Annotated in this window: 24 protein-coding genes; 13 read left to right on the top strand and 11 right to left on the bottom strand. The window is 52.3% G+C overall.

Translation table 11 applies throughout. The features are described 5' to 3' along the window. The first annotated feature begins 9 nt into the window (after nucleotides 1-9). Both ispB and sfsB read left to right on the top strand, forming a co-directional pair. Nucleotides 10-981, top strand: a complete 972-nt coding sequence (ispB, locus tag SK39_RS14200) for an octaprenyl diphosphate synthase (RefSeq protein ID WP_003025033.1) — start codon at nucleotides 10-12, stop codon at nucleotides 979-981. Nucleotides 982-1,203: 222 nt separating this feature from the next. After that, nucleotides 1,204-1,488 (top strand): DNA-binding transcriptional regulator SfsB, encoded by a 285-nt coding sequence (sfsB, locus tag SK39_RS14195; protein ID WP_003839952.1) that lies wholly within the window; start codon nucleotides 1,204-1,206, stop codon nucleotides 1,486-1,488. A 56-nt stretch (nucleotides 1,489-1,544) separates the two neighbouring features. Here sfsB and murA read toward each other — a convergent pair whose 3' ends face one another. The 7 genes from murA to mlaF form a co-directional block, all read right to left on the bottom strand. After that, entirely contained in the window at nucleotides 1,545-2,804 is a 1,260-nt protein-coding gene (murA, locus tag SK39_RS14190) for a UDP-N-acetylglucosamine 1-carboxyvinyltransferase (protein ID WP_003839949.1), read from the bottom strand. 53 nt (nucleotides 2,805-2,857) lie between these two features. Next, a complete protein-coding gene (ibaG, locus tag SK39_RS14185) occupies nucleotides 2,858-3,112 on the bottom strand; it encodes a BolA family iron metabolism protein IbaG (protein ID WP_003025040.1) in 255 nt (84 codons plus the stop codon). Nucleotides 3,113-3,281: 169 nt separating this feature from the next. Further along, nucleotides 3,282-3,575: a lipid asymmetry maintenance protein MlaB gene (mlaB, locus tag SK39_RS14180; protein ID WP_003025045.1), complete on the bottom strand. Its 294-nt coding sequence runs from the start codon at nucleotides 3,573-3,575 to the stop codon at nucleotides 3,282-3,284. Continuing rightward, entirely contained in the window at nucleotides 3,575-4,210 is a 636-nt protein-coding gene (gene mlaC / locus SK39_RS14175) for a phospholipid-binding protein MlaC (RefSeq protein ID WP_003025047.1), read from the bottom strand. The genes mlaB and mlaC overlap by 1 nt, the downstream gene beginning before the upstream one ends. 18 nt (nucleotides 4,211-4,228) lie before the next feature. Beyond that, nucleotides 4,229-4,786, bottom strand: coding sequence for an outer membrane lipid asymmetry maintenance protein MlaD (gene mlaD / locus SK39_RS14170; RefSeq protein ID WP_003025050.1), 558 nt, complete (start codon nucleotides 4,784-4,786; stop codon nucleotides 4,229-4,231). Nucleotides 4,787-4,790: 4 nt separating this feature from the next. Beyond that, nucleotides 4,791-5,573: a lipid asymmetry maintenance ABC transporter permease subunit MlaE gene (gene mlaE / locus SK39_RS14165; protein ID WP_003025053.1), complete on the bottom strand. Its 783-nt coding sequence runs from the start codon at nucleotides 5,571-5,573 to the stop codon at nucleotides 4,791-4,793. A gap of 19 nt (nucleotides 5,574-5,592) precedes the next feature. After that, nucleotides 5,593-6,393: a phospholipid ABC transporter ATP-binding protein MlaF gene (gene mlaF, locus SK39_RS14160; protein WP_003025057.1), complete on the bottom strand. Its 801-nt coding sequence runs from the start codon at nucleotides 6,391-6,393 to the stop codon at nucleotides 5,593-5,595. A gap of 215 nt (nucleotides 6,394-6,608) precedes the next feature. Here mlaF and SK39_RS14155 point away from each other — a divergent pair, with 215 nt between their 5' ends. From SK39_RS14155 to npr, 11 genes are all read left to right on the top strand, one after another. Further along, nucleotides 6,609-7,586, top strand: coding sequence for a calcium/sodium antiporter (locus SK39_RS14155; protein ID WP_003839941.1), 978 nt, complete (start codon nucleotides 6,609-6,611; stop codon nucleotides 7,584-7,586). Between the two features lie 13 nt (nucleotides 7,587-7,599). After that, complete coding sequence (gene kdsD / locus SK39_RS14150) at nucleotides 7,600-8,586, top strand: arabinose-5-phosphate isomerase KdsD (protein WP_003025063.1); 987 nt, start codon at nucleotides 7,600-7,602, stop codon at nucleotides 8,584-8,586. Between the two features lie 20 nt (nucleotides 8,587-8,606). Then, the gene (kdsC, locus tag SK39_RS14145) at nucleotides 8,607-9,173 is read left to right on the top strand and encodes a 3-deoxy-manno-octulosonate-8-phosphatase KdsC (protein ID WP_048217103.1); all 567 of its coding nucleotides are present in this window, start codon (nucleotides 8,607-8,609) and stop codon (nucleotides 9,171-9,173) included. Next, a complete protein-coding gene (lptC, locus tag SK39_RS14140) occupies nucleotides 9,170-9,745 on the top strand; it encodes an LPS export ABC transporter periplasmic protein LptC (RefSeq protein WP_003025068.1) in 576 nt (191 codons plus the stop codon). The genes kdsC and lptC overlap by 4 nt, the downstream gene beginning before the upstream one ends. Further along, nucleotides 9,714-10,262 carry a lipopolysaccharide ABC transporter substrate-binding protein LptA gene (lptA, locus tag SK39_RS14135; RefSeq protein ID WP_003025070.1) on the top strand — a complete coding sequence of 183 codons (549 nt, stop codon included), beginning with the start codon at nucleotides 9,714-9,716 and terminating at the stop codon, nucleotides 10,260-10,262. Before lptC ends, lptA begins: the two co-directional genes overlap by 32 nt. Before the next feature lie 6 nt (nucleotides 10,263-10,268). Next, nucleotides 10,269-10,994: an LPS export ABC transporter ATP-binding protein gene (gene lptB / locus SK39_RS14130; protein WP_003025073.1), complete on the top strand. Its 726-nt coding sequence runs from the start codon at nucleotides 10,269-10,271 to the stop codon at nucleotides 10,992-10,994. Between the two features lie 46 nt (nucleotides 10,995-11,040). Beyond that, entirely contained in the window at nucleotides 11,041-12,474 is a 1,434-nt protein-coding gene (gene rpoN / locus SK39_RS14125; RefSeq protein WP_003025074.1) for an RNA polymerase factor sigma-54, read from the top strand. A gap of 22 nt (nucleotides 12,475-12,496) precedes the next feature. Next, entirely contained in the window at nucleotides 12,497-12,784 is a 288-nt protein-coding gene (gene hpf / locus SK39_RS14120; RefSeq protein ID WP_003025078.1) for a ribosome hibernation promoting factor, read from the top strand. Nucleotides 12,785-12,867: 83 nt separating this feature from the next. Further along, the gene (gene ptsN / locus SK39_RS14115; protein ID WP_006687857.1) at nucleotides 12,868-13,359 is read left to right on the top strand and encodes a PTS IIA-like nitrogen regulatory protein PtsN; all 492 of its coding nucleotides are present in this window, start codon (nucleotides 12,868-12,870) and stop codon (nucleotides 13,357-13,359) included. Nucleotides 13,360-13,404: 45 nt separating this feature from the next. After that, nucleotides 13,405-14,259: an RNase adapter RapZ gene (gene rapZ, locus SK39_RS14110; protein WP_003025085.1), complete on the top strand. Its 855-nt coding sequence runs from the start codon at nucleotides 13,405-13,407 to the stop codon at nucleotides 14,257-14,259. Beyond that, nucleotides 14,256-14,528, top strand: coding sequence for a PTS phosphocarrier protein NPr (npr, locus tag SK39_RS14105; RefSeq protein ID WP_003025086.1), 273 nt, complete (start codon nucleotides 14,256-14,258; stop codon nucleotides 14,526-14,528). The genes rapZ and npr overlap by 4 nt, the downstream gene beginning before the upstream one ends. 130 nt (nucleotides 14,529-14,658) lie before the next feature. Here the strand turns inward: npr and mtgA are convergent, their stop codons facing one another. The 4 genes from mtgA to mnmL form a co-directional block, all read right to left on the bottom strand. Next, a complete protein-coding gene (gene mtgA / locus SK39_RS14100; RefSeq protein ID WP_048217102.1) occupies nucleotides 14,659-15,378 on the bottom strand; it encodes a monofunctional biosynthetic peptidoglycan transglycosylase in 720 nt (239 codons plus the stop codon). After that, nucleotides 15,375-16,028, bottom strand: coding sequence for an isoprenoid biosynthesis glyoxalase ElbB (gene elbB / locus SK39_RS14095; protein WP_016151059.1), 654 nt, complete (start codon nucleotides 16,026-16,028; stop codon nucleotides 15,375-15,377). The genes mtgA and elbB overlap by 4 nt, the downstream gene beginning before the upstream one ends. Before the next feature lie 229 nt (nucleotides 16,029-16,257). After that, nucleotides 16,258-18,594, bottom strand: a complete 2,337-nt coding sequence (gene arcB, locus SK39_RS14090; RefSeq protein WP_003025089.1) for an aerobic respiration two-component sensor histidine kinase ArcB — start codon at nucleotides 18,592-18,594, stop codon at nucleotides 16,258-16,260. Between the two features lie 195 nt (nucleotides 18,595-18,789). Further along, complete coding sequence (gene mnmL, locus SK39_RS14085) at nucleotides 18,790-19,719, bottom strand: tRNA modification radical SAM protein MnmL/YtqA (RefSeq protein WP_003839924.1); 930 nt, start codon at nucleotides 19,717-19,719, stop codon at nucleotides 18,790-18,792. Nucleotides 19,720-20,019: the final 300 nt, after the last annotated feature.

Genomic DNA, 20,019 nt, shown 5'->3' with positions numbered 1-20,019 from the left:
GCTTTTGCGATGAATTTAGAAAAAATCAATGAGTTAACCGCGCAAGATATGGCGGGGGTCAATGCGACAATCCTTGAACAGCTCAATTCTGACGTTCAGTTGATCAATCAACTGGGGTACTACATCGTTAGCGGCGGCGGAAAACGCATTCGCCCAATGATCGCCGTCCTCGCAGCGCGGGCCGTTGGTTACCAGGAAAATGCGCACGTTACGATCGCGGCCCTCATCGAGTTTATCCACACAGCGACCCTGCTGCACGATGATGTTGTGGATGAGTCAGACATGCGCCGTGGGAAAGCTACGGCAAATGCGGCGTTTGGTAATGCGGCCAGCGTGCTGGTTGGCGATTTTATCTATACCCGCGCATTTCAGATGATGACCAGCCTTGGCTCGTTGAAAGTGCTGGAAGTCATGTCGAAAGCAGTCAACGTCATCGCCGAAGGTGAAGTCTTGCAGCTGATGAACGTCAACGACCCAGACATCACCGAAGAAAACTATATGCGCGTCATCTACAGTAAGACGGCGCGGTTGTTTGAAGCGGCAGCCCAATGTTCAGGCATTCTGGCTGGCTGTAGCGAAGAACAAGAAAAAGGGTTGCAGGATTATGGCCGTTATCTCGGCACAGCTTTCCAGTTAATTGACGATTTGCTGGATTACAGCGCAGATGGCGAGCAGTTGGGTAAAAACGTCGGTGATGACCTCAACGAGGGTAAACCTACGCTGCCGCTGCTGCATGCCATGCGCCACGGTACTCCAGAACAAGCGCAAATGATCCGCCAGGCCATTGAGCAAGGTAATGGTCGTCACCTTCTGGAGCCGGTTCTTGAAGCGATGAACGCCTGTGGTTCCCTGGAGTGGACGCGCCAACGTGCAGAAGAAGAGGCAGATAAGGCCATCGCTGCGTTGCAGGTGCTGCCTGATACGCCGTGGAGAGAAGCGCTGATTGGTCTGGCACATATCGCCGTACAGCGCGACCGTTAATTCCCTACAGCATCCTCCCTCATCCCGTGCTCTGCACGGGATTTTTTTATAAGTTCTAGTAACCCCCCCACTCTCCTCCGGATAATCACGCAGAACCTTGGCATATTCTGAATATACAGACACTTTACATGAACATTTTAGAACATTCGTTCTTCGGGAGTTATAGTGTCGCCACAACCGATCGTGGAACCGTAAGTCGTTAACCAAAGGAGAGATGAATTTATGGAAAACAAGCTGATTGACTGGCATCCGGCCGACATCATCGCCGGACTGCGCAAGAAAGGGACCTCAATGGCCGCTGAATCACGTAAAAATGGATTGAGTTCATCAACGCTGGCAAATGCGTTAACGAGACCATGGCCAAAAGGTGAGTTGATTATCGCCCGGGCACTGGGAACTGATCCCTGGGTGATTTGGCCGTCACGCTATCACGATGCCAAAACGCATGAGTTCATCGACAGAACGCGGATGATGAGGAGTCGCAGAGAGAAAAAGAATCCGGAATGAACATTGAGCTGTAACCCCCGGCCAACTGAACTGGGGGTTACAAAAGACGTTGACGATTACTCGCCTTTCACGCGCTCAATGTTTGCGCCCAGCGCACGCAGTTTATCTTCGATGCGCTCATAGCCGCGATCGATGTGATAAATACGATCGACCACTGTTGTACCTTCAGCAATACAACCTGCCAGCACTAAACTTGCAGATGCACGCAGATCGGTCGCCATAACCTGTGCGCCTGAGAGTGTTTCCACGCCGTGGCAAATCACGGTATTGCTTTCGATTTCTGCGTGAGCGCCCATACGGCTCAGCTCAGGCACGTGCATAAAGCGGTTCTCAAACACGGTTTCCGTGATGAAGCCGGTCCCTTCTGCCACCAGGTTCAGCAGCGTGAACTGGGCCTGCATATCGGTAGGGAACGCCGGATGCGGCGCAGTACGCACATTGACCGCTTTCGGACGTTTGCCGTGCATATCAAGGCTGATCCAGTCATCACCCACTTCAATATCCGCACCCGCATCACGCAGCTTCGCCAGAACGGCATCCAGTGTGTCCGGTTGTGCATTACGGCAGATAATTTTGCCACGAGAAATTGCCGCCGCCACCAGGAAGGTACCGGTTTCGATGCGGTCTGGCAGAACGCGATACACACCGCCGCCGAGACGCTCAACGCCTTCGATCGTAATACGATCGGTGCCCTGGCCAGTGATCTTCGCGCCCAGCGCAATCAGGAAGTTCGCGGTATCCACAATCTCCGGCTCGCGCGCGGCGTTTTCGATGATGGTGGTGCCTTCGGCAAGCGTTGCTGCACACATGATGGTGACAGTCGCACCGACGCTCACTTTGTCCATGACAATATGCGCGCCTTTCAGACGGCCATCAACGGACGCTTTCACATAGCCTTCTTCCAGCTTGATAGTCGCGCCTAACTGCTCCAGACCGGTAATGTGCAGGTCAACCGGACGCGCGCCGATAGTGCAGCCGCCCGGCAGTGAAACCTGGCCCTGACCAAAGCGAGCAACCAGCGGCCCGAGCGCCCAAATGGATGCACGCATGGTTTTCACCAGATCGTACGGCGCACAGAAGACGTTCACATCACGCGCATCAATGTGCACGGAACCATTACGCTCAACTTTCGCACCCAGCTGGCTCAACAGCTTCATTGATGTGTCAACGTCCTTCAGTTTCGGGACGTTTTGGATCTCTACAGGTTCTTCAGCCAGCAGCGCCGCAAACAGGATCGGCAGTGCGGCGTTTTTAGCGCCTGAAATTGTGACTTCGCCCTGGAGCTTAGTTGGCCCCTGAACACGAAATTTATCCATTATTCTGTTCTCTGTTAAGAATTTATCTTCGCTACCGGCGCATCACCCGTAGCTCAAAAACCGTTAAGTTTGCGATCGCGCGCCCATTCCGCTGGGGTAAACGCCTTAATCGACACGGCATGAATGCGGTTGTCCGCAATGTACTCCATCAACGGGCCATAGACCGATTGCTGCTTCTTGACCCGGCTCATGCCTTCAAACATCTCACCCACGGCAATAACCTGAAAGTGACTGCCGTCGCCAGAAACGTGGACTTCCTGGAGGGAGAGTGCATTCATCAGCACGCTCTGAATTTCATTATTTTCCATGGGCTCTTCATTCGTCAGATAGTGAAAACAGCCCAACATCTTAGAGCAAAGTGGCGCTGTCATAAATAAGCAAAAAGCCTCGCTGATAAATCAGACAAGGCTTTAGTGGCAGATCCCCCTCGGGGGTTTTGCCGGATAGCGGCACAAGACCTTATCCGGCCTGGAAAAATTAACGCGGAAGGACGTCGTCAGGCAGATTGTAAAGCTGCGCCAGCGTGTACACTTTATCGTTAACACCAGTGAGCGAAACGCTGTTTCCCTGCTGCTTGCCTTGATTAATCAGATGCAACAGTAACGCCAGACCGCCGGTATCTACCCGGGATACCTGGTTCAGATCGATGCAGGATACCCCTTTCATCGCCTCAATTCGCGCATCCCATAAGGGATTTAACACGTCCTGATCCAGCTCTCCCACCAGCACCAGCTTGTCGCCTTCGCGCGTCCAGGTGAGTGACTGCGTCATTATTTTTTCTCTTCCAGCGTGATTTTCTGCTGAGAAATAGATTTCAGCTGTGCCGTCAGGCCATCAATACCTTTGGTACGCAGCAGGTCGCTCCACTCATTTTGTTTGGTGGTGATCATACTTACGCCTTCGGCGATCATGTCATACGCCTGCCAGTTACCGGTCTGGGAGTTTTTACGCCACTGGAAATCCAGACGTACCGGAGGACGACCGTTTGGATCGATGATGGTTACGCGGATAGGTACGATGGTCGCATCACCCAACGGCTGCTCAGGGGCAATCTGATAGGTCTGGCCGTGGTACATCGCCAGTGCCTGGCCGTAAGCCTGCTTCAGATATTCACGGAATGCAGCAAAATAGGCTTCACGTTGGGCAGGAGTCGCATCTTTGTAGTAACGACCCAGTACCAGCGCACCGGCATACTTAACCTGCACATAAGGCAGCAGTTCCTGATCGACGACCTGACGCAGGTAATCGGGGTTGGAACGGATTTTTGGTTGCTCGTTTTTCAGACGGTCAAAGGTCTTTTGCGCCGCCTCATCCATCAGTTTGTACGGGTTAGTCTGGTCTGCTGCGGTTGCCGCGCTAAGTGGAGCAATCACCAGCATAGCCACCATCATCAATCGTTTAAACATACGTCGATTCTCCTGATATTATTTCGTTGCGCCCGCAGGCGTAGTGGCTTCATTATTGCCTTCAGTTGCGGCTGGCGCATCGCCAGAATTCTTATTGTCATCACCTTTACTGTTGCTGTTGTAAAGGAACTGACCAATCATATCTTCCAGCACCATCGCGGATTTCGTGTCCTGAATCGTACCGCCATCTTTGAGGATAGACGTTCCCAGCTCAGGATCTTCAAAACCCACGTTCAATGCCAGATACTGTTCGCCCAGCAGACCGGAAGTACGGATGCTCAGAGAACTGGTGTCAGGAATATGGTTAAAACGCGATTCGATTTCCAGCGTCACGCGCGGCAGGTACGTTTTCGGATCTAACGAGATGTCCGATACGCGTCCAACTACCACCCCGCCAATCCGCACCGGAGAACGCTCTCTCAGGCCGCCGATATTATCAAAGGTCGCATAAATCGTGTAAGTCGGTTCAGTACGCATTGAGGTAACGTTCGCCGCCTTCAGGCAGACAAACAGCGCAGCCAGCAGCGCAACCAGCAGGAATAACCCGACCCAAATTTCATTTTTTTTCGTTTGCATGAACTCAATTCCCAAACATCAGTGCGGTCAGCACAAAATCCAGCCCCAGAACGGCAAGAGAGGCGTGCACAACGGTGCGTGTCGTTGCCCGGCTAATCCCGGCAGAGGTCGGGATCGCATCATAACCATTGAACAATGCAATCCAGGTGACCGTAATGGCGAACACCACGCTCTTAATCAGACAGTTGACCAGGTCCAGACGCCAGTCGACGGCATTTTGCATAGCCGACCAGAAAAAGCCCGCATCAATACCCTTCCAGCTTACGCCAACCAGTGAACCACCCCAGATCCCCACGGCGACAAATATAATCGTTAGCAGCGGCAATGAAATGACACCGGCCCAAAAACGCGGAGAGATCACCCGGCGCAGTGGATCGACGGCCATCATTTCCAGGCTGGAAAGCTGCTCGGTCGCTCTCATCAGACCAATCTCTGCGGTTAAGGCCGATCCGGCTCGCCCGGCAAACAGCAGCGCCGCAACAACCGGCCCCAGCTCACGTAACAATGACAGTGCCACCAGCATACCGAGGCTGGTTTCCGCACTGTAGGTCGTCAGCACCAGGTATCCCTGCAATCCCAACACCATACCGATGAATACGCCTGACACAATAATGATCAGCATCGATAAGACACCGACATTATAAAGCTGGCGTATCAGCAGCGGCGCATGTTTGCGAAACTCCGGTTTGCCGACAACCGCATTGAACAACATTAATCCGGCTCGCCCGAACGTCCTGAGGGTTTTTATTCCTCGATGTCCGAGTGATGCCAGCGCATTTAACAACATGGGTGGCTTAACTCCCTGTTTAGAGTAAATCGATATGGTAGTCACCCGCCGGGTAACGGAACGGAACCGGTCCATCGGCAATGCCGTCAAGGAACTGGCGTACGCGCGGATCGGCATTTTCTTGTAGTGCCTGAGCACTACCGTAGGCCACTATTTTTTTGTCCGCCATTATATAGGCGTAATCCGCAATACTCAGTACTTCAGGCACATCATGGGATACCACCACACAGGTGACACCCAGCGCGCTGTTCAGTTCTGAAATCAACTTCACCAGCACGCCCATGGTGATGGGATCCTGACCGACGAACGGCTCATCAAACATAATGAGGTCAGGCTCCAGCGCGATAGCACGCGCTAACGCAGCGCGGCGCGCCATCCCACCGGATAATTCAGAAGGCATTAATTTGGCCGCACCCCGCAGGCCGACCGCCTCGAGCTTCATCATCACCGTGCTCTTCAGCAACGGCGCTGGCAACGTCGTATGCTCGCGCAGAGGGTACGCAACGTTGTCAAACACATTCATGTCGGTAAATAGCGCACCTGACTGAAACAGCATACTCATGCGCTTACGCACGGTAAATAAACGCGAACGGGACATGGCCGGGACGTTCTCACCGTCAAACAGAATCTCGCCCTTATCCGGTGAGATCTGTCCGCCAATCAGACGCAACAGCGTCGTTTTGCCGATGCCTGATGGCCCCATGATTGCCGTCACTTTACCGCGCGGTACCGTCAGGGAAATATTATCAAAGATGCAGCGGTCACCCCGGGAAAAGCTGACATCGCGCATATCGACTAGATTCGCCACAGACTGCCCCATTGATTCATCCTTTACTATTGCCTTGTTGATCGAAGAGTTTGGCGCTCAATTTAGCCCTGAACTCAACATATTTACAGATTATTGCCTGTCCTGGTTAGCGAAAGCTGGCATTTGTTTTACTTTTTAGCCGCATAAAGTCAAAATTAAGACTTCGTTACGGCTTCCAGAAGATCCTTCAAGAGGACCGGCGAGTATACCTGAAGAAAGGACTTTAGATGCTTTTAGCGACGGCGCTGTTAATAATTGGTTTACTTCTGGTGGTCTACGGTGCCGACCGTCTGGTATTTGCCGCATCCATTTTATGTCGAAACGTCGGTATTCCCCCCATTATCATCGGAATGACCGTGGTCAGCATTGGTACGTCGTTACCCGAGATCATTGTCTCCGTTGCCGCATCGATGAATGGGCAACTCGATCTGGCTGTCGGGACCGCCATAGGTTCTAACATCACCAACATTCTGCTTATTTTAGGCCTGTCGGCGCTGATTCATCCTTTTACCGTGCATTCTGATGTTCTGCGTCGTGAATTACCGCTAATGTTGCTGGTAAGTATTTTAGCTGCATCCGTCCTGTATGACGGGCAGTTGAGCCGCAGCGACGGTTTCTTTCTTCTGCTCCTGGCCGTGCTATGGCTGCTATTCATTGTTAAAATCGCCCGTCTGGCCGAGCGACAAGGCAATGACAGCCTGACACGCGAGCAGATAGCTGAGCTGCCGCGCGAAGGCGGGTTACCCGTCGCATTTTTGTGGTTGGGTATTGCGCTGATTATTATGCCTATGGCTACGCGTATGGTGGTAGATAACGCTACCGTACTGGCGAACTATTTCGCCATGAGCGAACTCACCATCGGGTTGACGGTGGTCGCCATTGGTACCAGCCTGCCGGAACTGGCAACGGCGATTGCGGGTCTGCGTAAAGGTGAAAACGATATTGCCGTCGGTAACATTATCGGCGCGAACATTTTTAATATTGTTATCGTCCTCGGGCTACCGGCGCTGATTACGCCGGGCGAAGTCAATCCTATGGCCTTCGTCCGGGACTACAGCGTCATGCTGCTGGTGAGCGTTATTTTTGCATTACTCTGCTGGCGACGTCCGCGCCAGATTGGTCGCGGCGCGGGCGCGCTGCTGACCGGCGGTTTTATCATATGGCTGGCGATGCTGTATTGGTTATCGCCACTTCTCGTTGGATAACTGGAAACGCATTATGTCGCACTTAGAGTTGCAACCGGGTTTTGACTTTCAGCAAGCAGGCAAGGAAGTCCTGGCAATTGAACGTGAAGGCCTGGCGGAGCTTGATCAGTACATCAACCAAAATTTTACCCTCGCATGCGAGAAAATATTCAGTTGCCCGGGCAAAGTCGTGGTGATGGGAATGGGGAAATCCGGCCATATCGGGCGGAAAATGGCAGCCACATTTGCCAGCACCGGCACCCCCTCATTTTTTGTACACCCAGGCGAAGCTGCACATGGCGATCTGGGTATGGTCTCGCCGCAGGATGTGGTCATCGCCATCTCTAACTCCGGTGAATCCAATGAGATAGCGGCGCTGATCCCGGTATTAAAACGTCTTCATGTACCGCTTATCTGCATGACCGGTCGTCCGGAAAGCAGTATGGCGCGTGCGGCAGATGTGCATCTGTGTGTTAAAGTGCCCAAGGAAGCTTGTCCGTTAGGCCTGGCGCCGACCAGCAGCACGACAGCAACACTGGTGATGGGCGATGCCCTTGCGGTGGCATTATTAAAAGCGCGCGGCTTTACCGCGGAAGATTTTGCGTTGTCTCATCCCGGTGGGGCACTGGGCCGTAAGCTTTTACTGCGCGTTAACGATATTATGCATACGGGCGACGAGATCCCGCATGTAACCAAAAACGCCAGCCTGCGTGACGCCTTAATTGAGATCACGCGTAAAAATCTCGGCATGACCGTCATTTGCGATGATGCCATGAAGATTGACGGTATTTTCACCGATGGTGATTTACGTCGTGTCTTCGATATGGGCGTTGATGTACGCCAGTTAGGCATTGCCGATGTGATGACCCCTGGAGGCATTCGCGTGCGTCCGGGTATTCTTGCCGTCGATGCCCTGAACTTAATGCAGTCCCGCCATATCACCTCGGTAATGGTTGCTGATGGCGACCAGTTACTCGGTGTGTTACATATGCATGATCTGCTACGTGCAGGTGTAGTGTAAGAAACTCAAGGATAACGAAAATGAGTAAAGCAGGTGCGTCGCTTGCGACCTGTTATGGACCCGTCAGCGCAGACGTTATCACCCGGGCAGAAAACATCCGTTTGCTGATCCTGGATGTGGATGGCGTACTGTCTGATGGTCTGATTTATATGGGCAACAACGGTGAAGAGCTGAAGGCTTTTAACGTCCGCGATGGTTACGGAATTCGCTGTGCGCTCACTTCCGGTATTGAGGTTGCCATTATTACCGGACGAAAGGCTAAACTTGTAGAAGATCGCTGTGCCACTTTGGGGATCACCCACCTGTATCAGGGACAGTCAGACAAACTGGTTGCTTTTGGCGATCTCCTTAGCAAACTGGCGATCGCGCCGGAGAATGTCGCCTACGTTGGCGATGACCTGATCGACTGGTCGGTGATGGCACAAGTGGGATTGAGCGTCGCGGTGGCAGATGCCCACCCTTTGCTGATCCCGCGGGCCGATTATGTCACCCGTATTAATGGGGGACGTGGCGCTGTGCGTGAAGTCTGCGATTTATTACTCCTGGCGCAGGGCAAACTGGACGAGGCCAAAGGGCAATCGATATGAGCAAAACCAGACGTTGGGTTATCATTCTACTGTCGCTGGCTGTCCTTGTGATGATTGGTATTAATCTGGCAGACAAAGAGGACACCGCTCAGGTCGTCGTCAATAACAACGAGCCAACCTATAAGAGCGAACATACTGATACCGTCGTGTATAGTCCGGAAGGCGCGCTGAGCTATCACTTGATCGCACAACACGTTGAATATTATTCGGAACAAGCGGTTTCGTGGTTTACTCAACCAGTATTAACCACATTTGATAAGGATAAAGTACCGACCTGGACGATCAAGGCCGATAAAGCCAAATTGACCAACGATCGGATGCTGTATCTGTACGGCCATGTTGAGGTTAACGCCCTGGTGCCTGACTCTCAACTACGCAGAATTACGACCGATAACGCGCAGATTAACCTGGTGACACAAGATGTCACTTCCGATGATCTGGTGACGTTGTATGGCACAACATTTAACTCCAGCGGACTGAAGATGCGCGGCAACTTACGCAGCAAGAACGCCGAGCTGATTGAAAAGGTTAGAACCTCATATGAAATCCAAAACAAACAAACTCAGCCTTAATCTTGTACTTGCCAGCTCACTTCTGGCCGCCAGCATTCCGGCATTTGCCGTCACCGGCGATACCGAGCAGCCGATTCACATTGAGTCGGACCAGCAGTCCCTGGATATGCAGGGCAACGTGGTGACGTTTACTGGCAACGTGATTGTGACTCAGGGCACCATCAAAATTAACGCCGATAAAGTCGTCGTGACCCGTCCTGGCGGCGAAGACGGCAAAGAAGTGATTGACGGCTATGGCAATCCTGCAACGTTTTACCAGATGCAGGACAACGGTAAACCGGTTAAAGGCCGCGCCTCGCAGATGCACTATGAACTGGCGAAAGACTTTGTCGTGCTAACCGGCAAGGCGTATCTGGAACAGCTCGATAGCAACATCACGGGCGATAAGATCACCTATCTGGTAAAAGAGCAGAAAATGCAGGCCTTCAGCGATAAAGGCAAACGCGTCACCACCGTTCTGGTTCCGTCGCAGTTGCAGGACAAAAACAAGGCTCCGGCAGAGAAAAAAGGTAACTGATTCGTTATGGCAACATTAACTGCAAAGAACCTTGCAAAAGCCTATAAAGGCCGTCGTGTGGTGGAAGATGTCAGTCTGACCGTCAACTCCGGGGAGATCGTCGGTCTGCTCGGTCCTAACGGTGCAGGCAAGACAACAACCTTTTACATGGTGGTCGGCATTGTCCCGCGCGATGCGGGTAACATTATCATTGATGACGAAGACATCAGCCTGCTGCCTCTGCATGCGCGCGCGCGTCGCGGCATCGGCTACTTACCGCAGGAAGCATCGATTTTCCGTCGCCTGAGCGTGTTTGATAACCTGATGGCGGTACTGCAAATTCGTGACGATCTGACCAGCGAGCAGCGGGAAGATCGCGCCAACGAGCTGATGGAAGAATTCCACATCGAGCACCTGCGTGACAGTATGGGGCAGTCGCTCTCCGGTGGTGAACGACGCCGCGTGGAGATCGCCCGCGCACTGGCCGCTAATCCGAAATTTATCCTGCTGGATGAACCGTTTGCCGGTGTTGACCCGATTTCCGTTATTGATATCAAACGGATCATCGAACACCTGCGCGACAGCGGCCTTGGCGTGCTGATTACCGACCATAACGTCCGCGAAACGCTGGCAGTGTGTGAGCGCGCCTATATCGTGAGTCAGGGGCACCTGATCGCGCACGGCACGCCAACAGAAATACTGCAGGATGAGCACGTTAAGCGCGTATACCTTGGGGAAGACTTCAGACTCTGATAGGGTAGAAGACTTCACGTCACCGCAGGAGAAAACAACTCTGAACATGAAGCAAGGTTTGCAACTCAGGCTTAGCCAACAACTGGCGATGACGCCTCAGCTACAACAGGCTATCCGTCTGTTGCAGCTGTCCACGCTGGAACTTCAGCAAGAACTTCAGCAAGCGCTGGAAAGTAACCCACTGCTCGAGCAAACCGATCTTCACGACGAAATTGATACCCAGGAAAAACAGGACAGCGAAACCCTCGACACCGCTGATGCTCTCGAACAAAAAGAGATGCCTGAGGAGCTGCCACTCGATGCCAGTTGGGATGAAATTTATACCGCCGGGACGCCTTCGGGCACCAGCGGAGATTACATCGACGACGAGCTGCCTGTGTATCAAGGTGAGACCACGCAATCACTACAGGATTACCTGATGTGGCAAGTGGAACTGACCCCGTTCTCGGATACCGATCGCGCCATTGCGACATCCATTGTGGATGCGGTAGACGAAACCGGTTATCTCACCGTGACCCTGGACGATATTCTCGAAAGCATGGGCGATGACGACGTCGGTATGGACGAAATCGAAGCCGTGCTTAAACGCGTTCAGCGCTTTGATCCCGTAGGCGTGGCCGCCAAAGATCTCCGCGACTGCTTACTGATCCAACTTTCGCAGTTTGATAAAGCCACACCGTGGCTGGAAGAAGCGCGCCTGATCATCAGCGATCATCTCGATCTGTTAGCCAACCATGACTTCCGCACGCTGATGCGCGTGACCCGACTAAAAGAAGACGTGCTAAAAGAAGCCGTCAATCTTATTCAGTCACTGGATCCAAGGCCTGGGCAGTCGATCCAGACTGGTGAACCAGAATACGTTATTCCGGATGTGCTGGTGCGTAAGCATAACGATCGCTGGGTGGTCGAACTCAACAGCGACAGCATCCCACGACTGCAGATCAACCAGCACTACGCCGCTATGTGCAATAGCGCGCGCAACGATGCCGACAGTCAGTTTATACGTAGCAATCTACAGGATGCGAAGTGGCTGATTAAAAGCCTGGAAAGCCGCAATGATACACTGCTGCGCGTAAGTCGCTGCATCGTGGAGCAACAGCAAGCCTTCTTTGAGCAAGGTGAAGAGTTTATGAAACCGATGGTACTGGCGGATATCGCCCAGGCCGTCGAGATGCACGAATCGACCATTTCCCGTGTGACCACGCAAAAGTATCTGCACAGTCCGCGCGGCATTTTTGAATTGAAGTATTTCTTTTCCAGTCACGTTAACACTGAAGGTGGAGGCGAAGCCTCATCCACGGCGATCCGTGCGCTGGTGAAGAAATTAATTGCTGCGGAAAACCCCGCGAAACCACTGAGTGACAGCAAGTTAACCTCTATGCTGTCAGAACAGGGTATCATGGTGGCACGCCGCACCGTTGCGAAGTACCGAGAGTCTTTATCCATTCCGCCGTCTAACCAGCGCAAACAGCTGGTCTGACTCAACCGATAAGGAAGACACTATGCAGCTCAACATCACTGGAAACAACGTCGAAATCACTGAAGCCCTGCGCGATTTTGTTAATACAAAATTTGCCAAGCTTGAACAATATTTCGACCGGATTAATCAGGTCTATATTGTGTTGAAAGTGGAGAAGGTTACACATATCTCGGATGCAACGCTGCATGTGAACGGTGGCGAAATTCATGCCAGCGCGGAAGGTCAGGATATGTACGCCGCCATTGACGGTTTAATTGATAAACTGGCTCGGCAGTTAACAAAACATAAAGATAAACTGAAACAGCACTAACTTGTCCGGGCAGTTAGCGGGTGCAGGACGGCCTGTTGTGTAGCACAACGGGCCATTTGTACAGTTAGCGCTTAGGTGAAATTATGACAAATAACGATACGACTCTACAACTGAGCAATGTTCTTAACCAGGAATGTACACGCGCGGCCGTTCACTGCCAAAGCAAAAAACGCGCACTGGAAATCATCAGTGAACTGGCGGCAAAACAGCTCAGCTTGCCCTCTCAGGTGGTATTTGAAGCCATTCTGACGCGTGAAAAAATGGGCAGTACCGGCATCGGTAATGGTATTGCTATTCCGCACGGAAAGCTGGAAGAAGACACGATGCGCGCGGTTGGCGTGTTTGTGCAACTTGAAACGCCTATCGCCTTCGACGCTATTGATAATCAGCCAGTCGATCTGCTGTTCGCCCTGCTGGTTCCGGCAGACCAAACCAAGACGCATTTGCATACGTTGTCACTGGTCGCAAAACGTCTGGCGGATAAAACCATCTGTCGTCGTCTGCGCGCCGCACAGAGTGACCAGGAGTTGTATCAAATCATCACGGACACCGAAGGTGGACAGGATGAAGCATAACAACCCAATGGCATCCTTTTTTGTCGTTGTGAGGAGAAACAGTACATGGTACTGATGATCGTCAGCGGCCGTTCAGGGTCAGGTAAATCTGTCGCTCTGCGTGCGCTGGAAGATATGGGTTTTTACTGCGTGGATAACCTTCCCGTAGTGCTGTTGCCCGATCTGGCTCGTACTCTGGCCGATCGCCAGATTTCTGCGGCCGTCAGCATTGATGTGCGCAACATGCCTGAGTCCCCGGAGATTTTCGAGCAGGCAATGAACAATCTGCCTGAAGGCTTCTCACCACAGCTGCTGTTCCTTGATGCTGACCGTAACACGCTGATTCGTCGCTACAGTGACACGCGTCGCCTGCACCCACTCTCCAGCAAGAACTTGTCTCTGGAAAGCGCTATCGATAAGGAAAGCGATTTGCTTGAGCCTTTGCGCTCTCGCGCTGACCTGATCGTTGATACCTCCGAAATGTCCGTACACGAACTGGCGGAAATGTTGCGTACCCGACTGTTGGGCAAACGTGAACGTGAATTGACGATGGTTTTCGAATCCTTTGGTTTCAAACACGGTATCCCGATTGACGCGGATTACGTCTTTGACGTGCGCTTCCTGCCTAACCCGCACTGGGATCCGAAGCTGCGCCCGATGACCGGTCTTGACCGCCCCGTCGCTGCCTTCCTCGACAGGCACACAGAAGTACACAATTTTATCTACCAGACGCGCAGCTATCTTGAGCTATGGTTACCCATGCTGGAGACCAACAACCGCAGCTACCTCACCGTAGCCATCGGTTGTACCGGCGGGAAGCACCGTTCGGTGTATATTGCAGAGCAGCTGGCAGACTACTTCCGCTCACGCGGTAAAAACGTGCAGTCACGCCATCGTACGCTGGAAAAACGTAAATCATGACCGTGAAGCAAACCGTTGAAATCACTAATAAGCTGGGCATGCATGCCCGTCCAGCTATGAAACTGTTTGAATTGATGCAGGGTTTCGAAGCAGAAGTTTTGCTGCGTAATGATGAAGGAACGGAAGCCGAGGCCAACAGCGTTATCGCTCTGCTGATGCTGGATTCAGCCAAAGGGCGTCAGATAGAAGTTGAAGCCACGGGTCCGCAGGAAGTTGAAGCCCTTGCCGCAGTGGTTGCCCTGTTTAATTCAGGTTTTGATGAAGATTAGTCAAGTGGTTTTAACACGTAGCCAGTAGGTCGGATAAGGCGTTTACGCCGCATCCGGCAATGCCATTGTGTCGTATTGTGCCTGATGCGCTGCACTTAAATCAGGCCAACAAAAACAGCGACAGTAGCGACTAATACAACTTATTTTCCCGCATAAACGACTCACCGCCTAACTGGCGCATTTGACGCATGATCCACGCCTGGCGGCTACGCACATAACCAGAAGGCGCATTCGCTTTAAAACGCAAAGGATTAGGTAATACCGCCGCCAGCAAGGCCGCTTCAGACAGACTCAACCGACTGGCAGGCTTATGGAAATAGCGCTGCGCCGCCGCCTCCACGCCAAAAATCCCATCGCCAAACTCAGCGATATTCAGGTAAACGGTCAGAATACGTTTCTTGCTCCAGGCGGTTTCCATACCCAGCGTTAGCCCGGCTTCAAGGCCTTTACGTACCCAGCTACGTCCATCCCACAGAAAGAGGTTTTTCGCCGTCTGTTGCGATAACGTCGACGCCCCGCGAATACGGTTTTCATTGCGTTCATTGTGCGCCAGCGCTTTCTCTATGGCGGAGACATCGAATCCCCAGTGCTCGGGAAACTTCTGGTCCTCCGCGGCAATGACGGCCAGTCCCATCCACGGTGAAATCTCGTCCATGCTCACCCAGTCTGAGTGCGCCACATAACCAAAATCACCGGACAGCCATGCGCCCAGTTGCCGTTCAACCATCACCGCAGAGAAAGGCACAGGCATCACGCTGAAAAGTGTGATGCCCCCGCCCCAGAATACGCCGAGGACAATGACCGCCCGCAGAAAGATACGTCGCAGAAAGGCGGTAACTCCTGTTCTCATTCAGCCAGCACCAGCACACGCGATACCAGTTTATCGATGCCACTCGCAGCCTGAGCAATGTCCTGCGCCAGCATATAGGCGGGCGTGGTGACGATTTTATTGTCTTCATCGACGACAATGTCATCAACCGGACAAGGCACATGTTCAGCGCCCATCTCTTCCAGCACCTCTGCCGTATCGATATCAGTACCGATGGTCAGACGCAGCGGGAAATCAAAAATTTTAGGTAACATAGCGGGCGCAATGCACATAAATCCCAGCGGCTTACCCGCCTGATGCATGGCCACCGCCAGCGCGGCTAAGTCGCTATCAACCCGGCATTCGCTGCCCTGACTGGCAAAATTGCTCAGATTTTTGGCCGCACCAAACCCACCCGGCACGATCAACGCATCCAGTTCCGCTGAGACTGCCTGAGCGAGCGGGCGAATTTCACCGCGTGTTAGACGTGCGGCTTCAATCAGTACATTACGCGTTTCCAGCATCGGCTCGCCGGTCAGATGATTAATCACATCCGCTTGCTGTTTATCCGGAGCAAAGCAGACGGCCTGAGCGCCATTGCGGGCAATGGCCAGAAGCGTGAGAACAGTTTCATGGATCTCTGCACCGTCATACACGCCGCATCCACTGAGCACTACACCCACTTTTTTCATCGTGATACTCCTTTCTCAACTGGCTGAAACATATTAGTTATTATGATTTAAATGCTACGCTTCACACATTTAACTGATTCATGTAACAAATTATTTAAGATTTGCTATCTTAACTGCGTGCGGCCTGAAAATTAGGGCTGCGCCCTTGTAAACAATGATAATAATTTACGGCGCAGCCACGATTTCCCTGGTGTTGGCGCAGTATTCGCGCACCCCGGTCAAGCCGGGGTCATTTTTTTTCCACGCTCGCCACCCAGGCTTTTAATACCGCCACGTCGTGCTGCCACTCCTGCTTCATCTCTTCAATCCATTCAGCAACGTTATCTTCCCAGGCGGGAAGGTCCGGAGACTGGATTTGCTGACCTAACTGTTGCAGGTGACGCAGCCCCACAGAACCTGCTGCGCCTTTAATTTTATGACCTTCCTCAACCACGCCTTTTTTATCCCGTGCGGTCAAGTTTGACTCCAGCACGCTCAAATATCCCGGCATCATCTTCTCAAACACCGCCAGCCCGTCGGTAATTAACTTCGGTCCCACCAGCTCGAGGTATTGTTCCAACATAGGAATATCTAACAGCGCTTGCGATTTACTGCTTTCTTCAGATGTCACAGTGCTCTCCTCTTCGTTTCTGGTATCCCAGTATTTTTTGATCATGGCGGTTAGCGCCGGAACCGACAGCGGCTTACTCAGCACGTCATCCATCCCCGCGTCCAAATACTCTTTTTTATCTTTCAGTACGTTGGCGGTGAGTGCAACTAGCGGCGGAAGGTCCTCACGAGCGTATTTTTGCGTGAGCTCCCGCGAGATATCCAGACCGGTCATATCCGGTAGCTGAATATCCAGCAGCACCAGGTCATATTCACCCGGCGTAAACATTTCCAGCGCGGCTTTCCCGGTCATCGCGACATCCACGCTGTTGCCTAATTTTTCCAGCACGGAACGCGCAACAATAACGTTCAGTTCAATGTCTTCCACCAGCAGCACATTCAGGGCTGGCAGCGGCATGTCATCGTCTTCAAAGGCGTCTTCAATCTCTTCCGCTACCGCAGGCGCATGTACGGTCAGCGTAAAGATGGAGCCTTTACCTGCCTGGCTGGAAACCGTAATATCGCCGCCCATATTTTTCGCCAGACGCTTCGACACGGCCAAACCAATCCCGGTTCCTGTGGCCGGTTTACCACCGTTGCTGTCCTTCACCTGATAATACATGGCGAAGATTTTATCCTGCTCATCCTGCGGAATGCCGATCCCAGAATCTTCAACCTCGAAATGCAGCATATCGCCCTGGTCATAGCGCGCCCGCACGGTCACCTGTCCCTGCTGAGTGAACTTCACGGCGTTGCTGATCAGATTCCACAGAATCTGGCGCAAACGCGTGCCGTCGGTAATGACCTTATGCGGTAGCGGTAACGTTGGCTCAAGTACAAAACGCAGCCCTTTTTGCTGCGCCTGCAGGCCAGAAAGGTTTTCCAGATCCGCCATAAAGCTGGTGAAATCAACAGGCTGGTTATCGAGCTGGACTTTACGTCGCTCCATCTTATCCATATCTATGATATCGTTGAAAATATTCCCCAGCGTCACGGCAGAGACATGGATGGTTTTCAGGTATTTTTCCTGCTCAGCGGTCAGGTCTGTATCCAACAGGATGCGGCTTAAGCCGACAATGCCGTTAAGCGGAGTGCGCAGCTCGTGGCTGATGGTGGAAATGAAGGTGGTCTTATCACGGCTGGCACGTTCAAGCGCGTCCTGATAGCGCTTACGCTCGGTAATATCGCGCCCAAAGCCCATCAGGCCATGTCGCTTACCTACGCGGTCATAGTACGGCACTTTACGAATTTCAAAGCAGGCTTTGCGCCCGTCCGGGTAGTCCAGCCACTGTTCGTAGGTGAGTGAGACGTTATGACGGAATACCTTCTCGTCGGTTTCAATTACCTTTTCAGCCGCTTCAGGAGAGTAAACGTCAGCCGGTTTTAAGTTCACCAGCTGCTTTTCGCTTTTGCCAGTCAGCAGCTCCATGGCACGGTTACAGCCGGAAAATTCTTTATCTTCATTGCGATAAAAAACCAGATCCGGCGAGGCATCAAGGAAAGAGCGTAAAAAGGAAGACTGTTGCTCGAGCTGGATCTGCGCTTCTTCGCGCTCTTTGATTTCAACCTTCAGTTGCTCGAACGTTTCCTGGCGCTCCGCTTCGGCTTTTTCGCGCTCAACAATTTCCTGATTGAGCTGGGCTATATTATCTTTCAATTGCACATTGAGCTTGAGATCGCGCTCGCGCATCTCTTCCAGCTTTTGTACCAGTCGTGACAGGCGTTGCCGGGACTCTTCCAGTTGCTCCACCACCACTGACAGGAAATAGACAGCCCAAGGGGTAATTAACAGACCAAAAAAGATAGAACGGATAACATCAATGCTTTCTACCTGGCCATGCAGCACCATGGTGACAGCCATCTGCACCACAATTGCCAACACGACCAGAGCCAGCGCCAACAGCAGCGAAAAGCGCACCAGACCCAACTTCATCATTAGGTCGACGTAATATTGCGCCAGCATACGGATTTGCTTCATAGAGGGTTCCTTCACGACAACTTGGCACAATAATACTCAATTCTTGGCGTGACGTTTGAGAATGTGCAAGAAATGCGGAGGTTATCAGTGAAATGACCGTAGAAGGTTAATCGTAGGCCTAATAAGCGAAGCGCCATCAGGCAAGCAGGCGCAGATTGCCGGATGTCGGTTTTACCTTATCCGGCCTACGGAGGGTTAGATCCCCGGCTGCACCCATGGCGTACCCAGCGCCGAGCCTTGCACGCCGTGCTCGTTAAGGTACTTATCCAGTTCAACCATCCCAGTCCAGCGATTTTCACACCATAGCGGTGCTAACAACGTTGGGCGACGCGCGCTGGCGGATATGCGATGATAAATCACCTCTGGCGGCGTATGGCGGATCATCTCCCCGGCGGTAACCGTATAATCGTCCAGTTCAATTCCGTTCAGCCGCCCAGCCTCCCAGGCTTTCGCCATCGTACTGCCTTTCACAATATGCAGCGGATGCAGCTTAATACCGTCGACACCCGTCTCCACTACACGTTCCATGGTTTGCAGGCATTCTGCCTGCCCTTCTCCCGGCAGACCGACAATCAGGTGCGAACAGACTTTCAGCCCGCGTTCACGCGCCAGTCGCGTGGTGTTCTGGTAGCAGGCAAAATCATGACCGCGGTTAATACGGTGCAGGGTTTTGTCATGTGCGGTTTGCAGACCAAGTTCCAGCCATACCTCATAACCCAGGTCTTTATACTCGCAAAGCAGATCGAGTACCGCATCCGGCACGCAGTCGGGGCGCGTCCCAACGCATAACCCGACAATACTGGCCTGGCTGACCGCCTGCTGATACATCGAACGCAGCACCTGTACTTCAGCAAAGGTGCTGGTATAGGCCTGGAAATAGGCCAGATAGCGTCTGGCGCGATTGACCAACTGCGCCTGATGCTCAAGCTGCTCGGCAATGGAATGATGCTGCTGAGTTTCATCGGCAAACGAGGCGACATTACAGAAAGTACATCCGCCACGTCCGATGGTGCCATCACGATTTGGACAGCTAAAGCCGCCGTGCAGCGTGAGTTTATGAACCTTTTGCCCATAACGGCGAGAAAGATCCCCACCAAACATATTGACTAATTTCTGTAACTGCATAATCTGGTAGACCGCGCCTTGAAAAGAGGCCAAAGCCTGCCATTTTTTGCCCCAGTCGGCGATGACCTGGATCAATCGCCCTGGCGAGCCTTTATTTATTGCATAACAAATCAAAATAATTGAAATTTCATTCACTCAAAATCTAATTACTTTTCCTTATATTCAGCGGTTTTTTTTATCTTCTTATACTCTGAGCGTAAAAACAGTATCTTTAAGACGCCTGAACTCCAAAAACCAGCATAAAATGCCAGTCATCTCGATAAATAAAGGGAGGACGAGGGATATCCAGCCTTTCTTACA

Origin of the sequence: Citrobacter sp. BIDMC107 (genome assembly GCF_001037575.1) — a bacterium.
Taxonomy (GTDB): Bacteria; Pseudomonadota; Gammaproteobacteria; order Enterobacterales; family Enterobacteriaceae; genus Citrobacter; species Citrobacter freundii.
Note: the sequence above shows the minus strand (reverse complement) of the source record. Positions and strands in the feature narration are given on the sequence as shown.

Bases quoted from the DNA above. Each gene is read 5' to 3' on its own strand.
- mnmL (WP_003839924.1), bottom strand. From the start codon at position 19,719: ATGCAGTTACAGAAATTAGTCAATATGTTTGGTGGGGATCTTTCTCGC.
- sfsB (WP_003839952.1), top strand. From the start codon at position 1,204: ATGGAAAACAAGCTGATTGACTGGCATCCGGCCGACATCATCGCCGGA.
- ptsN (WP_006687857.1), top strand. From the start codon at position 12,868: ATGACAAATAACGATACGACTCTACAACTGAGCAATGTTCTTAACCAG.
- mtgA (WP_048217102.1), bottom strand. From the start codon at position 15,378: ATGAGAACAGGAGTTACCGCCTTTCTGCGACGTATCTTTCTGCGGGCG.
- rapZ (WP_003025085.1), top strand. From the start codon at position 13,405: ATGGTACTGATGATCGTCAGCGGCCGTTCAGGGTCAGGTAAATCTGTC.
- rpoN (WP_003025074.1), top strand. From the start codon at position 11,041: ATGAAGCAAGGTTTGCAACTCAGGCTTAGCCAACAACTGGCGATGACG.
- ibaG (WP_003025040.1), bottom strand. From the start codon at position 3,112: ATGGAAAATAATGAAATTCAGAGCGTGCTGATGAATGCACTCTCCCTC.
- lptC (WP_003025068.1), top strand. From the start codon at position 9,170: ATGAGCAAAACCAGACGTTGGGTTATCATTCTACTGTCGCTGGCTGTC.
- kdsD (WP_003025063.1), top strand. From the start codon at position 7,600: ATGTCGCACTTAGAGTTGCAACCGGGTTTTGACTTTCAGCAAGCAGGC.
- kdsC (WP_048217103.1), top strand. From the start codon at position 8,607: ATGAGTAAAGCAGGTGCGTCGCTTGCGACCTGTTATGGACCCGTCAGC.
- SK39_RS14155 (WP_003839941.1), top strand. From the start codon at position 6,609: ATGCTTTTAGCGACGGCGCTGTTAATAATTGGTTTACTTCTGGTGGTC.
- npr (WP_003025086.1), top strand. From the start codon at position 14,256: ATGACCGTGAAGCAAACCGTTGAAATCACTAATAAGCTGGGCATGCAT.
- mlaC (WP_003025047.1), bottom strand. From the start codon at position 4,210: ATGTTTAAACGATTGATGATGGTGGCTATGCTGGTGATTGCTCCACTT.
- mlaF (WP_003025057.1), bottom strand. From the start codon at position 6,393: ATGGGGCAGTCTGTGGCGAATCTAGTCGATATGCGCGATGTCAGCTTT.
- mlaB (WP_003025045.1), bottom strand. From the start codon at position 3,575: ATGACGCAGTCACTCACCTGGACGCGCGAAGGCGACAAGCTGGTGCTG.
- hpf (WP_003025078.1), top strand. From the start codon at position 12,497: ATGCAGCTCAACATCACTGGAAACAACGTCGAAATCACTGAAGCCCTG.
- arcB (WP_003025089.1), bottom strand. From the start codon at position 18,594: ATGAAGCAAATCCGTATGCTGGCGCAATATTACGTCGACCTAATGATG.
- mlaE (WP_003025053.1), bottom strand. From the start codon at position 5,573: ATGTTGTTAAATGCGCTGGCATCACTCGGACATCGAGGAATAAAAACC.
- elbB (WP_016151059.1), bottom strand. From the start codon at position 16,028: ATGAAAAAAGTGGGTGTAGTGCTCAGTGGATGCGGCGTGTATGACGGT.
- mlaD (WP_003025050.1), bottom strand. From the start codon at position 4,786: ATGCAAACGAAAAAAAATGAAATTTGGGTCGGGTTATTCCTGCTGGTT.
- lptB (WP_003025073.1), top strand. From the start codon at position 10,269: ATGGCAACATTAACTGCAAAGAACCTTGCAAAAGCCTATAAAGGCCGT.
- lptA (WP_003025070.1), top strand. From the start codon at position 9,714: ATGAAATCCAAAACAAACAAACTCAGCCTTAATCTTGTACTTGCCAGC.
- ispB (WP_003025033.1), top strand. From the start codon at position 10: ATGAATTTAGAAAAAATCAATGAGTTAACCGCGCAAGATATGGCGGGG.
- murA (WP_003839949.1), bottom strand. From the start codon at position 2,804: ATGGATAAATTTCGTGTTCAGGGGCCAACTAAGCTCCAGGGCGAAGTC.